The 16392-nt window shown below is 48.3% G+C and carries 12 protein-coding genes; 3 read left to right on the forward strand and 9 right to left on the reverse strand.

The genetic code is table 11. The features are described from left to right. Positions 1-252: 252 nt before the first annotated feature. Positions 253-513, forward strand: a complete 261-nt coding sequence (gene rpsT / locus ACZ5R2_RS15430) for a 30S ribosomal protein S20 (RefSeq protein ID WP_164647432.1) — start codon at positions 253-255, stop codon at positions 511-513. An 80-nt stretch (positions 514-593) separates the two neighbouring features. On the opposite strand, the gene ACZ5R2_RS15435 is transcribed toward rpsT, so the two are convergent. Further along, on the reverse strand, positions 594-887 hold the full coding sequence (locus tag ACZ5R2_RS15435; RefSeq protein ID WP_464900194.1) for an ArsR/SmtB family transcription factor: 294 nt from the start codon (positions 885-887) through the stop codon (positions 594-596). Positions 888-905: 18 nt separating this feature from the next. Further along, positions 906-1796 carry a transcriptional activator NhaR gene (nhaR, locus tag ACZ5R2_RS15440; protein ID WP_464900195.1) on the reverse strand — a complete coding sequence of 297 codons (891 nt, stop codon included), beginning with the start codon at positions 1794-1796 and terminating at the stop codon, positions 906-908. Positions 1797-2265: 469 nt separating this feature from the next. On the opposite strand from nhaR, the gene ACZ5R2_RS15445 reads away from it, so the two are divergent. Next, positions 2266-3414: a Na/Pi symporter gene (locus tag ACZ5R2_RS15445; protein WP_464900196.1), complete on the forward strand. Its 1149-nt coding sequence runs from the start codon at positions 2266-2268 to the stop codon at positions 3412-3414. A gap of 659 nt (positions 3415-4073) precedes the next feature. Here ACZ5R2_RS15445 and carB read toward each other — a convergent pair. The 5 genes from carB to secA form a co-directional block, all read right to left on the reverse strand. Next, a complete protein-coding gene (gene carB / locus ACZ5R2_RS15450; protein WP_464900197.1) occupies positions 4074-7298 on the reverse strand; it encodes a carbamoyl-phosphate synthase large subunit in 3225 nt (1074 codons plus the stop codon). Between the two features lie 17 nt (positions 7299-7315). Further along, on the reverse strand, positions 7316-8473 hold the full coding sequence (carA, locus tag ACZ5R2_RS15455) for a glutamine-hydrolyzing carbamoyl-phosphate synthase small subunit (protein WP_464900198.1): 1158 nt from the start codon (positions 8471-8473) through the stop codon (positions 7316-7318). A gap of 480 nt (positions 8474-8953) precedes the next feature. Next, complete coding sequence (dapB, locus tag ACZ5R2_RS15460; protein ID WP_464900199.1) at positions 8954-9763, reverse strand: 4-hydroxy-tetrahydrodipicolinate reductase; 810 nt, start codon at positions 9761-9763, stop codon at positions 8954-8956. A 173-nt stretch (positions 9764-9936) separates the two neighbouring features. Then, the gene (gene mutT / locus ACZ5R2_RS15465) at positions 9937-10344 is read right to left on the reverse strand and encodes an 8-oxo-dGTP diphosphatase MutT (RefSeq protein WP_464900200.1); all 408 of its coding nucleotides are present in this window, start codon (positions 10342-10344) and stop codon (positions 9937-9939) included. 64 nt (positions 10345-10408) lie between these two features. Then, positions 10409-13138, reverse strand: coding sequence for a preprotein translocase subunit SecA (gene secA / locus ACZ5R2_RS15470; RefSeq protein ID WP_464900201.1), 2730 nt, complete (start codon positions 13136-13138; stop codon positions 10409-10411). A gap of 373 nt (positions 13139-13511) precedes the next feature. Between secA and ACZ5R2_RS15475 the strand changes: the two genes are divergently transcribed. Further along, complete coding sequence (locus ACZ5R2_RS15475) at positions 13512-13970, forward strand: DUF721 domain-containing protein (RefSeq protein WP_464900202.1); 459 nt, start codon at positions 13512-13514, stop codon at positions 13968-13970. A gap of 120 nt (positions 13971-14090) precedes the next feature. Here the strand turns inward: ACZ5R2_RS15475 and lpxC are convergent, their stop codons facing one another. Beyond that, the gene (gene lpxC / locus ACZ5R2_RS15480) at positions 14091-15008 is read right to left on the reverse strand and encodes a UDP-3-O-acyl-N-acetylglucosamine deacetylase (RefSeq protein ID WP_438460957.1); all 918 of its coding nucleotides are present in this window, start codon (positions 15006-15008) and stop codon (positions 14091-14093) included. Between the two features lie 118 nt (positions 15009-15126). Beyond that, the gene (gene ftsZ, locus ACZ5R2_RS15485) at positions 15127-16377 is read right to left on the reverse strand and encodes a cell division protein FtsZ (protein WP_464900203.1); all 1251 of its coding nucleotides are present in this window, start codon (positions 16375-16377) and stop codon (positions 15127-15129) included. Positions 16378-16392 lie beyond the last annotated feature (15 nt).

The raw sequence follows: 16392 nt of genomic DNA on the forward strand, positions 1-16392 counted from the left end.
CTATTTATTAATAACTTTACCCAGCAACTCTTTCTATAGTGACATGAATCTCCAGCGAAGAGCAGATAAGTATTAGCATTGGTGTAAAAATACTGATAGAATCCCCGCCATCTTAACCGTGAAGACCTTTTCTTACCAAAATTTGTTTGGTAGCGAGTGGTTTTTGCACAAATCATTTGACATTTAAGCGCGTATGAGGGATAGTCCCTGCCCTTAAATTGTCACCGAACTAAGTTTTTGGGAGTTAGACCCTTGGCAAATAGTAAATCTGCTAAGAAGCGCGCTATCCAAGCTGAGAAACGTCGCCAGCACAACGCTAGCCGTCGTTCTATGATGCGCACTTACATGAAGAAAACTGTTGCTGCTATCGAAGCAGGCGACAAAGAAGCTGCAACTGCTGCATTCGCTGCAGTTACACCTCTACTAGACCGCATGGCGACTAAAGGCCTTATTCACAAGAATAAAGCTGCTCGTCACAAGTCTCGTTTCGCTGCACAAATCAAAGCTCTTTAATAGAACTTCGATTTCCAGTGAAGAAAAAAACCGGCCTTGGCCGGTTTTTTTATATCTAAATTTTGCCCAACCTGTGCAGCCTACTGACAGTAAAGCTGATGTAAGGTGGCGATAAGCGCTTTCACCTCACTACTTCTCAAGGTGTAGTAAACCGTTTGGGCCTCTTTACGTGTTGCCACCAAGTCGTCACGCCTTAGCCAGGCGAGATGTTGAGATAACGCTGATTGACTCAGCGCCATCTGCTGACAAAGCTGCCCTACCGATAGCTCTTGCTCATGCAGTAGACAAAGTATCTGCAAGCGACGCTCATTGGCCATCGCCTTGAGTACCACTACCGCGGCGGCAGACTGCTGCTGCATCAGCTCGATATCCATCACTGCTCCTTGCGCGCTTTATTGGAATAACGCCGAATAATCGGCATCACAGATATTCTTAACAGCTGGATGCTGGATCATACGTTCAGCGAAGATCACGTAGTATTCCTCACGGATCTCATCGAAATGTCCGACGATCTGCAGTGGTGTTTCTTTCTCTACCTCCGAGCGATAGACGGTCGGTGCCAAGAACAATGCATCGTTATGATAGGTCGCAAACGCTTTCATCAGCGCCGCATCGTCAAACTCACCTAAGATATTTGGTGTCAATCCTTGGCGGTCAAACCACTGGATCACCTTGCGTCCCATTGAGGTACGGCTGCCTGGAATAAGCAGTTTCTTCTCCTCCAAAATCGCTGGGAAGTTACTGATATCGATCTCTCCGATCGAGAAGAAGCTCATCTTAGTCTCACCCAGCTTCTTACTAAACAGGCCAGGGCTTTGACTTGAGTCCACCGGACAGTCAGACAAAATCATATCCAACTTGTGCTGAGATAACTGCTCAAGCAGCATCTCATGGGTTGACTCAAAACAGCGCAGGTGAATGCTGTTGTCATCAGGCACCGTGGACATCAAGATCTTACTCACCAAGCGCTTCGATAAGGCATCCGCAACCCCCACATCAAAAAGCAGGTTAGAGCGCTGACTGTAGTTGACGATATCCAGCATCTCATAGCTCAAACCAAACATGCGATCAGCATATTTAAAGATCAGCTGCCCAAGCTCTGTCGGCTCAACGCTGCGGCCGTTTCGCTTGGTCAACTTACCGTCTAGACGCTCTTCAAGCGCCTTGATTTGACCGGTAACCGTTTGTGGGGTCAAAAACAGTGCGTCGGCGGCTTTGGTAACGGAGCCTTGTTTGCAAACCATCCAAAAATAGTAGAGGTGATTGTAATTGAGGTGTGACATTTACTGCGAAGCCGCTCTGCTGGTCAAAAAGATAATCAACATTATACCTATCAATGAGAATTAATCAGCCAACGATAGGTAACATATCAGTTTTGCTGATACTTATGATGGTTATTTAACCACTTTAGGTGCGAACATAGCGCTTGTTGTCGCTGAGTTGTTTTACCCATTATCGATATGACAGCTAATAAATCGAAATATACGAAATAATGACCATAAACAAAGATAAAAACCGAACTTAACTAAGTGTATACGTCATAATTTACAGATTAAATCCCTAAAAAAACTGGCTAATAATTCCATTATTTAACCAATATAAACAGCATCTTATATACACAGTCCGTTGCGCAACAAACTTAATCTCTTCCTTACTTATTTCTGTCATATAAATGACACATTCATTGCCTAACATCGCCACAGATTAAACACACGGTCACAAACAAAGCACATTGGCCACACGGAGATAATTATGATTAACCAAGCGAACACGACAGCGATACCAGTGTCAGCAAAGTCTAACCTGATGCGCTGGGCAAACTTGGCATTCATGTTGTACTTGCTACTTGTATCAGTATCGATGGTTGGTAGCGGCTTTAAACTCGCAACTGGCGATCAAGCGAAAGCGCTATTTGAATTTGCATCTCACCCGATTGCGGGCCTAATGATTGGCCTTGTGGCCACTGCCCTAACTCAATCATCGAGCACAGTAAGCTCAATCATTGTTGGTTTGGTTGCTGGCGGCCTACCAGTACAGATCGCTATCCCGATGGTTATGGGTGCGAATATCGGTACCACGATGACCAATACGCTCGTGAGCCTTGGTCACGTTCGTTGCAATACCGAGTTTAAGCGCGCGTTCTCTAGTGCGACCATTCACGACATCTTCAACTTGGTCGCAGTATTGATCTTCCTACCACTTGAGATCATGTTCGGAATTCTGGATAAAATTTCTCATTGGTTGGTATCACCATTTATGTCGACGGGCGATATCAGCATGAAAGGCCTAAATTTTATTGGCCCACTGACCAAGCCTGTTGTTTCTGCGGTACAAGCTCCACTTGAGGGTCTAGGTTCGACGACCGGTGGTATCGTACTGATTGCCTTGGGGATTGTGACCATCATCTGTGCTATTACCGTGATGGGCAAACTGATGAAGAAACTGATGGTTGGTCGTGCACGTGACATTCTAAAGAGCGCGATTGGTCGTGGCCCGGTTCACGGTATCGCATCAGGCACTGTGGTAACGGTTTTGGTTCAATCTTCCTCAACCACAACCAGCCTTATCGTTCCACTCGTTGGCTCAGGTGTACTCAAAGTACGTGAGGTATACCCATTCACTGTTGGTGCGAACATCGGTACCTGCATCACAGCACTACTCGCAGCAACCGCGGTTACCGGTGAGTTTGCCGTCTTCGCCCTGCAAATCGCTCTGGTTCACTTGGTGTTCAACGTATTGGCAACTTTGGTTATCTTCGTTGTACCAGTACTGCGTGAAATCCCAGTCAAAGGCGCAGATTACATCGCTGAACTCGCCGTGAAGAACAAACTGGTTGTTGCAGGTTACCTACTGTCAATCTTTGTCCTTCTACCTGGTCTGATTCTCGCGTTAACTGCTTAATCAACCACACGTATATAGAAGCCCACCTTACATATAAGGTGGGCCTTTTTTTTGCTTTTCGCTCAAAGAGATGAGAAGCGAGAAAAGTCTGCAGCTTGCTACAAGCTAGTCAAAAGCCTCTGCGCTATTTGCTGATGGCAACAGCCCCTATCTCATTGCTAATCAATATTATCGACTTAATTTCTCCCCCTTACGTCTAGCACCTCTTGAGACTTTAACGCCCTTTACTCAATACTAACGCTTGGTACTGGCAAGCAACGCTGTATCACGCTTTAGACCACTGGCGTATTCAATAATAAACGGCGACAGCACTTTGAACTCTCCTCTTTTTACTGAACTTCAGCCCAGCAAATAGCAAAATATGAGCTCTACTCAGCTCGAAAAAGAGCAATCTCCAGTGATGTTCCCAACCAGTTAGTCGAGGGTTGCAAACTAGGAAGGTATGAATCAGACGACACCAAAGCTCACCCTGTGCCGGCACGAACTTAATTGTGTGGTGTAATAACTGGAAGTGAGGGCATTGAAGCGCAAAGAATACTCGCACCTCGGAACGAAGTGTAACCCGTCCCTCGCCCCTGAGCGGTTCTGAGCACGTCCCTTCTTAGATAATAAAAAACCCGCTCACAAGGAGCGGGTTTGATTAGTCAGTCTTAAATGACTTACGCTTTGTTCACCTGAGCGTGCAGCTCTTGAACAGAAGTCACTGACACTTTAGCGTCAGCCGTGTGAGCCATACAAGTTGCAAACGCCGCGTTTAGCGTTGTGGTGTAGTTCACTTTCTCTGCTAGGGCGCCACGACGAAGTACTTTTGAGTCTTCAATCGCTTGACGGCCAGCAGCCGTGTTAACGATGTAGGTGTACTCGTTGTTCTTGATACGGTCAAGAATGTGTGGACGACCTTCGTGTACCTTGTTAACTAGGCGTGGGTTGATGCCCGCTTCGCCAAGGATAACTGCAGTGCCGTGAGTCGCATCTAGCTGGTAGCCAAGTTTAGTCAGCTTAGACGCTAGGTCTACAACGCGCTGCTTGTCGCCTTCACGAACAGACAGTAGTGCACGGCCACCCTCAGGGTAAACATTGCCACAACCAAGCTCTGCTTTTGCGTACGCTTCAGCAAACGTTGCACCAACACCCATTACCTCACCAGTAGAGCGCATTTCAGGGCCCAAGAGTGGGTCAACACCTGGGAACTTGTTGAACGGTAGAACCACTTCTTTCACTGAGTAGTATGGTGGAATGATCTCTTTGGTAAAGCCTTGAGACTCTAAAGATTGACCTGCCATTACACGAGCAGCAATTTTCGCTAGTGGTGCGCCAGTCGCTTTTGATACGAACGGTACGGTACGTGCAGCACGCGGGTTAACCTCGATTAGGTAAACCTTGTCGTTCTTAACCGCGAACTGAGTATTCATAAGACCACGAACACCAAGCTCAAACGCCAGCTTCTCAACTTGCTCACGCATCACATCTTGGATCTCTTGGCTTAGCGTGTAAGCTGGAAGAGAACATGCCGAGTCACCTGAGTGAACACCCGCTTGCTCGATGTGCTCCATGATGCCGCCGATCACAACGCGCTCGCCGTCACAGATAGCGTCAACGTCAACTTCTACCGCATCGTCTAGGAAGCTATCTAGAAGGACTGGAGACTCGTTAGAAACGCTTACTGCTTCGTTGAAGTAGCGACGTAGGTCTTGCTCATCGTACACGATTTCCATAGCACGACCACCCAGTACGTAAGAAGGACGTACAACCAATGGGAAGCCGATCTCACGCGACTTCTCAACCGCTTGGTCAAGCGTCGTTACCGTCGCGTTCTCTGGCTGTAGCAGACCCAGACGGTCAACAGCCACTTGGAAGCGCTCACGGTCTTCTGCGCGGTCGATAGCGTCAGGGCTAGTACCAATGATTGGCACGCCAGCCGCTTCTAGTGCACGAGCCAGTTTCAGTGGTGTCTGACCACCGTACTGAACGATAACGCCCTTTGGCTTCTCAACACGTACGATTGACAGCACATCTTCCAAAGTAACTGGTTCAAAGTACAGACGATCTGAGGTGTCGTAGTCGGTAGAAACTGTCTCAGGGTTACAGTTAACCATGATGGTCTCATAGCCGTCTTCACGCAGCGCTAGTGATGCGTGTACACAACAGTAGTCAAACTCGATACCTTGACCGATACGGTTTGGACCACCGCCAAGAACCATGATCTTGTCTTTGTCAGTTGGCTGCGCCTCACACTCTTCATCGTAAGAGGAGTACATGTAAGCCGTATCTGAAGAGAATTCAGCCGCACAGGTATCGACGCGCTTGTATACTGGGTGAATGTCGAACTGGTCGCGTAGACGACGAATTTCGCTCTCAGACACACCTAGGATTGACGATAGACGCGCATCAGAGAAGCCTTTGCGCTTCATCTTGCGCAGAACGTCTTGAGTTAGACCAGCGAAACCACCTGTCTTCACTTCGTTCTCTAGGTTAACTAGCTCTTCAATTTGAACTAGGAACCAACGGTCGATAGCGGTTAGGTTGAACACGCCTTCTACAGACATGCCGGCACGGAATGCATCCGCGATGTACCAGATACGCTCTGCCCCTGCTTCTTTCAGCTCGTGACGAATCTTAGTCAGTGCGTCAGGTGCATCAAGGTCAACCATCTCGTCAAAGCCGTTCACGCCAACTTCTAGGCCACGTAGTGCTTTTTGCAGTGACTCTTGCTGGTTACGACCAATCGCCATTACCTCACCCACAGATTTCATCTGCGTGGTTAGACGGTCGTTAGCACCCGCGAATTTCTCGAAGTTAAAGCGAGGAATCTTAGTCACAACGTAGTCGATGGTTGGCTCAAATGAAGCTGGAGTCGCGCCACCTGTGATGTCGTTTTGTAGCTCATCTAGGGTAAAGCCCACTGCCAGTTTCGCCGCAATCTTCGCGATTGGGAAACCGGTCGCTTTAGACGCTAGCGCTGAAGAGCGAGATACACGTGGGTTCATCTCGATGATAACCATACGGCCATCTTTCGGGTTGATACCAAACTGTACGTTTGAACCACCTGTCTCTACACCGATTTCGCGTAGTACTGCTAGCGATGCGTTACGCATCAGCTGGTACTCTTTGTCGGTCAGGGTTTGTGCTGGCGCCACAGTGATTGAGTCACCAGTGTGGATACCCATTGGATCGAAGTTCTCGATAGAACATACGATGATACAGTTGTCCGCTTTGTCGCGTACGACTTCCATCTCGTACTCTTTCCAACCGATCAGAGATTCATCGATTAGAAGCTCGTTGGTTGGAGATAGGTCTAGACCGCGACGACAGATCTCTTCGAACTCTTCTTTGTTGTACGCGATACCACCACCGGTACCACCCATAGTAAATGAAGGACGAATGATACATGGGAAGCCAACCATATCGAGGACTTTGTAAGCCTCTTCCATGGTTTTGGCTGTATCTGCGCGAGGACACTCAAGGCCGATAGACTTCATCGCTTTATCAAAGCGAGAACGGTCTTCAGCTTTATCGATAGCGTCAGCTGTCGCACCGATCATCTCTACGCCGAACTCTTCCAGTACGCCGTGCTTCTCTAGGTCAAGAGCACAGTTAAGTGCAGTCTGGCCACCCATGGTTGGTAGAACCGCATCTGGACGCTCTTTCTCGATGATCTTGCGCACAACTTCCCACTGGATTGGCTCGATGTAAGTTGCATCCGCCATATCAGGGTCAGTCATGATAGTCGCTGGGTTCGAGTTAACTAGAATTACTCGGTAACCTTCTTCGCGTAGTGCTTTACAAGCTTGAGCACCAGAGTAGTCAAACTCACACGCCTGGCCGATAACGATCGGGCCAGCACCTAGAATTAGAATACTTTTTAAGTCAGTACGTTTTGGCATTCTCTTACTACTCCAACTTACGCTTTACTTTGCTTGTTTGAAACAAACGGTTTGATGAGTTCAATGAAGTGGTCAAATAGCGGCGCTGCGTCGTGTGGACCTGGGCTCGCTTCTGGGTGACCTTGGAAGCTAAATGCTGGCTTATCAGTGCGGTGGATACCCTGCAGTGAGCCATCAAATAGCGATACGTGAGTCGCACGTAGATTCTCAGGTAGGCTTGCTTCATCAGCCGCAAAGCCGTGGTTCTGAGAGGTGATCATAACCACGTTGCGGTCAAGATCTTTAACCGGGTGGTTAGCACCGTGGTGACCGAACTTCATCTTCACCGTCTTCGCACCAGACGCAAGTGCTAGGATTTGGTGACCTAGACAGATACCGAAGATTGGCAGGCCTTTTTCTAGGAACACCTTGGTCGCTTCAATCGCGTAAGTACATGGCTCAGGGTCACCAGGGCCATTCGATAGGAATACGCCATCTGGGTTCAAAGCAAGCACCTCTTCTGCTGAGGTTTCAGCAGGAACAACGGTCAGGCGACAGCCACGGTCAACCAGCATGCGCAGGATGTTACGCTTAGCACCGAAATCATACGCCACTACGTGGAATGGCAGTTCGCTGTCACTTTTCGCTTCTGGTAGGCCGCCAGTCAGCGTCCATGAACCTTGCTTCCAAGGGTAGGCTTCTTTAGTTGTCACAACTTTCGCCAAGTCCATGCCTTTTAAGCCAGGGAACTCTTTGGCTTTCGCTAGTGCCAATGCTTCATCGATGTTGTTACCAGCAACGATGCAACCGTTTTGAGCACCCTTCTCACGTAGAATACGCGTTAGCTTACGCGTATCGATATCTGCGATACCGACAATGTTTTGTGATTTAAGGTAATCAGAAAGAGATTGTTCACTACGGAAATTAGAAGCGATAAGAGGAAGGTCGCGGATCACAAGGCCTTGGGCATGGATTGAAGAAGATTCTTCGTCTTCGGAAGTGGTTCCGGTATTGCCAATGTGAGGATAAGTAAGGGTAACGATTTGCTGAGAATAAGAAGGATCAGTGAGGATCTCTTGATACCCCGTCATTGAGGTATTAAAAACGACTTCGCCAACGGACGAACCATCTGCGCCAATGGAAACTCCGTGGAACACTGTCCCATCTTCTAGGACCAACAGTGCTGAATTGCTCAAGACAACCTCCAGAATAAATATGCAAAGAAAAAAGATTTAAATGCTAATCCGTCTTCGTTCTCGCGATAACGCATCAGAATCAGGTAATGCAGACAAATTGGCGGTATTCTAGTGACCGACCTCACACCTGTCAAGAAAAAGCCCAAATAAAAACCCTCATTTCATCGCTAATGAGACCAAATGCCTTATAGCTACTAAAAAAGACACTTTTAGACGATCAAAAGGTCAATTTCATGAATATTTGGTGAAGCACACGGGTATTTATCACTCTACAAAGAGTTATAACAATCAAACCAGAATAGCAAACGTTGGCTTTAATAGTTTATTGCTAGTTTTGGAGACTTAACAACAAAAAACCAACTAAAGCAAAGAAATAGACATTAAGTGATGCGAAAATAGGCAAAGGGAGAAGGAGCTTTGGCGATAAATACAACAGGAAGAGGAATGTGCGCCAACCACTGTTAGCGCATAGTTATGTAATTATAGATTGTTCAAATCTAACACATCAGTCATGGTGTAAAAGCCAGCAGGTTTGGCATCTAGCCATACCGCTGCTTTGACCGCGCCGTTAGCAAAGGTCATGCGGTCGGTCGCTTTGTGAGAAATCTCGACGCGCTCGCCAATGTCAGCGAACATTGCAGTATGCTCACCAACGATATCGCCAGCACGGATGGTGGCAAAGCCGATCTCATCTTTGGTGCGCTCACCGGTAATACCTTCACGCGCATACACGGCAACATCGCTAAGCTTATTACCCATTGCTCCAGCGATCGCTTCACCCATGCCGATCGCGGTTCCCGATGGGGCGTCGACTTTGTGTCTGTGGTGTGCTTCAACGATCTCAATGTCAGTGTAATCACCCATCACTTTGGCCGCTTTCTCAAGTAGCTTAAACACGAGGTTCACACCAACACTGTAGTTCGGAGCCATCACCACTGGAATTTGCTCAGCATATTGGTCTATCAGCTGGCGCTCTTGCTCACTAAAGCCTGTGGTACCAATCACAATCTTCTTGCCGTGTTTCTTACACAGTTCGAGATTAGCGAGTGTGCTCGCTGGTGTGGTAAAGTCGATAATCACATCAAAAGCGTCGACACTATTTTCTAAACTATCAACCAAAGCGATATCCAGTTTACCCTCGCCACACAGTTCACCGACATCAACACCAATCAGTGATGATTCTGGACGCTCAGAGCCACTGCCCAAGCGCGCTTGTTGGTTACTCAAGGTTGCTTTAACCAAGTTTGTGCCCATGCGACCTGCAGCACCTGCAACTGCAATTTTTACCATTGCTTTTTCTCCATTCTTATCATCTACACCAGCTTAATCCATTGCTGCGTATTGTACGCCGATGGTCATGGCTATTCATGCCATCAATTCGCTCAGTCAACCAACTTTCCATTTGGGGGATCCTGACGTGCCATCTAACCTAACAACAAATCTGTTGCCTGGCTAGTGGTGAGTTAGCTTTCAGGCGTGAATTGTTCTATTACCTGATGCAAAATGGGCACATTAGCCTCCGGAAAGGTGTAGTTGGCCAGCTCATTTATCCTCACCCATAGCCCCTGTTGCCCTTCTTTGCCATAAGGCTGCCCTTCAAACTGCTCAACTGAGATAAAATCAAACATTAGTGACTTCTCTGGGTAGTCATATTCGAGATGCTGGAAATGGGTCTGCTCCGTCACGCGAATACCGATCTCTTCATCAAGCTCACGCGCAATCGCCTGCTCGATGCTCTCTCCGCTCTCGACCTTGCCGCCAGGAAACTCCCAAAAGCCTCCCTTGTGTTTATCATCGGGTCGTTTGGTTATATAAATCTCGGTTTTGTCGTGATTAAAAATAATCCCAGCCACTATATGAGTGCGTTTCATCATTTCTCCTGATACAAAAAGAGCCGCCTAGGCGACTCTTCACAATATGGACATCAAGTGTCAATTAGCTGATTTTACCGTGACACTGTTTGTACTTCTTACCGCTACCACATGGGCAAGGCTCATTACGGCCCACTTTACGCTCTTCGCGAACCACAGGTTGATTGCCTTCCACTTGCTCTTGCTCACCGTCTGCCAGTTGGTTCTCAGCAGTTGCGTGCTGGGCTTGGGCAAGGCGTGCTGCTGCTTCTGCTTGAGCACGGCGCTGAGCTTCCATACGCTCCACTTCATCTTGACGCTGCACGCGAACACGAGAAAGCACTTGGATAACGTCCATCTTCAGCGTATCCAGCAGGCCTTCAAACAGCTCAAACGACTCTCGCTTGTACTCTTGCTTCGGATTCTTTTGCGCGTAACCACGCAGGTGAATGCCTTGGCGTAGGTGATCCATTGCCGCAAGGTGCTCTTTCCACAGCGTATCTAGGGTCTGAAGCATGACTGACTTCTCAAAGTTGCGCAGCACTTGTTCGCCAACCACGCTCTCTTTCTCTTTGTATGCCTCAACCGCTGTCTCAAGGATCTTCTCGCGAAGTGCCTCTTCATACAGTTTGTCGTCATCATCCAACCACTGCTTAACTGATGCATCGAGATCAAAGTCGTTCTTCAAGCGCTCTTGCAGCCCTTCAACGTCCCACATATCTTCAAGAGATTGCGGCGCAATGTACTCATCAATCACGCTAGTGATCACATCCTGGCGGTTATGGGCAATCATGTCACTGATGTCGTCGGCGCTCATCAACTCATCGCGTAGTTCGTAAACTACTTTACGTTGATCGTTCGCCACATCATCGAACTCAAGCAACTGTTTACGAATATCGAAGTTACGACCTTCTACTTTACGCTGTGCTTTTTCAATTGAACGAGATAGCATCTTACTCTCAATCGCTTCACCCTCGTCCATGCCGCTTTGGATCAAACTTGCCATGCGATCAGAGGTGAAGATACGCAGCAGTGAATCTTCCATCGATAGGTAGAAGCGCGATGAACCTGCATCACCCTGACGACCAGAACGACCACGTAGCTGATTATCAATACGGCGAGACTCATGACGCTCAGTACCGATGATGTGTAGACCACCTGACTCAAGGACTTGGTCGTGAACCACTTTCCAGTCAGCCTTGATCGCATCAATCTGCTCTTGTGATGGATTATCGAGCTGATCAACTTTCGCCTGCCAGCTACCACCTAGCACGATATCGGTACCACGACCGGCCATGTTGGTCGCAATAGTCACCGCACTTGGCATGCCAGCCTCAGCAACAATTTCAGCTTCTCTCTCGTGGAATTTAGCGTTAAGAACGTTGTGCTTAATGCCCGCTTTTTTCAGTGCGTTTGACAGCAGCTCCGATTTTTCAATCGATACAGTACCCACCAAAGACGGCTGACCTTTTTCAACACGCAGTTTGATGTCTTCGATGATCGCGGCAAATTTTTCCGCTTCAGTACGGTAGACTACATCCGCCATATCATCGCGGATCATCGGCTTGTTGGTTGGGATAACCACGGTCTCTAGACCGTAGATAGATTGGAATTCGAAGGCTTCAGTATCAGCAGTACCTGTCATGCCCGAGAGTTTTTCGTACAGACGGAAGTAGTTCTGGAAGGTGATCGATGCCAGTGTCTGGTTTTCATTCTGGATCTTCACGCCTTCTTTGGCTTCTACTGCCTGGTGCAGACCTTCAGACCAGCGACGACCCGGCATGGTACGACCGGTATGCTCATCAACGATCACCACCTCGCCTTCATCGGTGACGATGTAGTCGACATTGCGCTCAAATAGCACGTGGGCACGAAGCGCTGCATTTACGTGGTGAAGAAGGCTGATATTCGCTGGTGAATAGAGAGTATCACCCTCTTCCATCAGACCGTTTTTGATCAGTAGCTCTTCAACGAACTCTTGACCCGTTTCGGTTAGGTGAACCTGCTTGGATTTTTCGTCAACCGTGTAGTGGCCGTCACCGCGGTACTCTTCTGAGTCCTCTTGATCTTGCTTCTCAAGCGATGGGATCAGGGTATTGATGCGCGTGTACAGCTCAGAGCTATCTTCAGCAGGACCTGAGATGATCAGCGGTGTACGCGCCTCATCGATCAGGATGGAGTCCACCTCATCGACAACCGCGAAGAAACGCTCGCGCTGCACGCGATCTTCACTGCGAAACGCCATATTGTCACGCAGGTAGTCAAAACCAAACTCATTGTTGGTACCGTAAAGAATGTCCGCTAGGTAAGCTTCTTTCTTCTCTTGCGGCGCCATGTTTGGCACGTTAACGCCAACAGACATGCCCAAGAATTCAAATAGAGGTCGGTTGGTCTCAGCATCGCGCTTTGCAAGGTAGTCATTCACGGTTACGACGTGAACACCTTTGCCCGCTAGCGCGTTCAAATAGGCAGGTAAGGTCGCAGTCAGCGTCTTACCTTCACCGGTGCGCATCTCTGCAATTTGACCGGCGTTAAGCACCATACCACCAATGAGCTGGACGTCGAAATGACGCATACCGTAGACACGCTTTGATGCCTCACGTACGGTGGCAAATGCCTCAGGAAGAAGTTGATCCAGTGACTCACCTTTTTCTATACGCTCGCGGAACTCTACCGTTTTCGCTTTCAGCTCATCATCACTTAGGGCTTCAAAGCTCGGCTCGTAGTTATTGATCTCTTTTACAATTTTTCTTAAACGACGCAAGGTGCGATCGTTGCGGCTACCAATAACTTTGGTCAGTAACTTAGTTATCATTTTCTGTGAATCTCTCGTTGTCCAATCCCAATTGGATCGCTTAAAGCCTTGAGTCTCTGTCCGTTGTCGTCATTTCTCTATTCTCGCGTCACGAGCAATGCAAAACTAACAATACTGAGATATACCATATAACGACCATATGGTGACAAGGGGCATTATTTTCAAGGCATCAAATCAAAAAGTGATGACAGTTTAAGGAAATTTTGACTTAACGACCAATTCTGCGTGCATTTGTTTGACTCACAATTAGTTTTCAGCCGATAACTGCTGCGATTATAAACAGTGGTTCTGGTTTGACGTGCCTGAAGCTAGTGGTTTTCGCGATTGTGGCGTAACATGACAAGGGTATATAGTGACAAAGCAAAGGATTACTATGCGTGACCACCGCCCCACCTCGACATCCGAGATCGCCAGTAGCGACACGCTAAAAAAGATCCAAGACAAGGCACAACAGATCTTAGCCGTTCAACAGATGATCAAAACGATCTTGCCTAAGGGAGTGGAAGATCACTGCCGTGTTGCCAATATTGATGACAACGTTTTGATCATTGAGGCGGCCTCAGCCGCGGTGAAGATGCGACTTGACTATGATCGACTCAATATCCTCAACCAGGCCCGCCACTTAGGCTATGCGCGATTGATGGCCATCGAGGTTAAAATCAATCCAGAGATCTATCGCCAGCGTCACCAAGCGCCTGTGGCGAAAAAACGCGAGCCGATCTCAGAAAGCGCTGCCAATAATCTCATGCATATCGCTGCCAATGCACCGGATAAAGTCCGTGTCCGCCTCGAACGGATCGCTCAACTGTCTAAGCGACGCAGTGACCAATAAGCGAGGTTGAACGGTGCAATTATCGATGAATGTGCAGAACTCTTCTAAGTAGAAAAGAAACAACCAGAAAAGAAAAAACCAGGCGAACGCCTGGTTTTCAATGATTCTATTTTGGCTTGCTTATGCAAAGACCAAATTTGGCTCGCCGAAGGCAACAGGTGAGCCCACCTCTTCTTCAAAGGTTGCCCACTCCCACGCTTCTTGGTCAGCAAGCACTGCACGCAGTAGTTGGTTGTTCAAGCCGTGACCTGATTTGTAAGCACGCAGCTCACCAACAATGGCATGACCACACATGTACAGGTCACCGATCGCATCAAGTACCTTGTGAGTAACAAACTCGTTTTCAAAACGTAGACCTTCTTCGTTAAGAATACGGTACTCGTCCAACACGATCGCGTTGTCGAAGCTACCACCTAGGACTAGGTTTTGCGACTGAAGGTATTCGATGTCGCGCATAAAACCAAAAGTACGTGCGCGAGAGATCTCTTTAACAAAGCCTTGAGATGAGAAGTCAAACAACAGACGTTGCTCATCGCTATCAATTGCCGGATGGTCAAAATCGATCTCGAAGTCCATACGAAAACCGTTGTACGGCACAAGCTCTGCCCACTTATCCCCATCTTCGATGCGCACAGGCTTCTTGATGCGAATAAAACGCTTGGCGATGTTTTGTGTCTCAACACCGGCTTGCTGGATCAGGTACACAAACGGGCTCGCACTGCCATCCATAATTGGGATCTCAGGCGCGTCTACTTCAATAATAACGTTGTCGATCCCCATACCCGCAAGCGCTGCATTCAAGTGCTCTACGGTTGAAATACGCACCCCTTGGTCATTAACCAAAGCAGTACACAGCATGGTATCGCGAACAGATTCCGCATTTGCCGGAAAATCTACTGGTGGATTCAAGTCAGTACGACGGTAAACCACACCGGTATTAGCAGCGGCTGGACGTAGCGTAAGCGTGACTTTACGACCAGAGTGGAGACCCACACCAGTTGTTTTCACAATTTCTTTTAATGTACGTTGTCTAATCATCTGCTTGCCTCTACAACAATATTACAAACGGCGTTTGTGTCCGTTAGCAGCTAGTGATCGTACCAGCTTCTTGACCAAAGTCAAATTTTGACTCTGGCAAGAAGTTGACGTGGTTCAGTTAGTCTGCTTGGCGACGCAAGAAAGCCGGAATATCTAGGTAGCCATTTTCCTTCTCTTGCTTCGGCGCTGCAGCGGTTTGGCTGCTGGCGTTGCCAACACTTGGTGCCGCTGGTTGCGCTGCCGCTGGGTTTACTTCAGGGGCACTTGGCTGCACGCTTGGTTGCTGTAAATTAGGCGCAACTTTCTCTTCTTTCGCCATAACGGTCTGCTGCTGAGCCGCAACAGGTGCCGCTTGTGGTGCAGCGGCCGCTTTCGCTTTGCCGCCCGCAACCAGTGTGATGTCTGGTTTACGCTCGTTGCCGATGCCTGTAGCCACTACTGTCACACGGATCTCGTCGGCCATATCTGGGTCTAGAGATGTACCGATAACCACAGTCGCATTGTCAGAGGCAAAAGCCTTAACCGTGTTACCAACGATTTCAAATTCATCCAGACGCATATCAAGGCCAGCGGTGATGTTCACCAACACGCCTCGAGCACCGGCCAAATCGATGTCTTCAAGCAGTGGGCTTGAGATAGCCATTTCTGCCGCTTCTTCGGCGCGGTCTTCGCCTCTGGCGATACCACTACCCATCATTGCGTGGCCCATCTCAGACATCACAGTACGCACGTCGGCAAAGTCGACGTTGATCATGCCAGGACGGGTGATTAGCTCTGCAATACCCTGAACCGCATTTTTTAATACATCATTCGCGCTGGCAAAAGCTTCAAGGAGCGTAATGCCACGGCCAAGGACTTTAAGCAGTTTTTCGTTTGGAATCGTGATCAGAGAGTCGACGTGCTTTGATAGCTCATCGATACCCTGCTCAGCAAATGCCAAGCGCTTTTTGCCTTCAAAGCTAAATGGCTTGGTTACGACAGCAACGGTCAGAATGCCGAGTTCTTTCGCGACCTCAGCAATCACCGGTGCCGCACCAGTACCCGTACCACCGCCCATACCGGCAGCGATAAACACCATATCAGAGCCAACCAACTCTTCCTTGATACGCTCTTTGTCTTCCAATGCTGCGTCACGACCCACTTGTGGGTTGGCGCCAGCACCTAAGCCTTTAGTGATATCACCACCAATCTGGATAACACTATTTACAGTGGTCTTGCGCAGAGCCTGTGCATCGGTGTTTACAGTCATAAACTGCACACCTTCAATAGACTCTCTCACCATGTGTTCAACAGCATTACCACCGCCGCCGCCAACACCTACGACTTTAATTACCGCATCGTCTGACATTTCATTCATCGGTTCAAACATTTGTTATCTCCGTTT

The sequence above is a fragment of the Vibrio sabulosilitoris genome, from assembly GCF_055391395.1.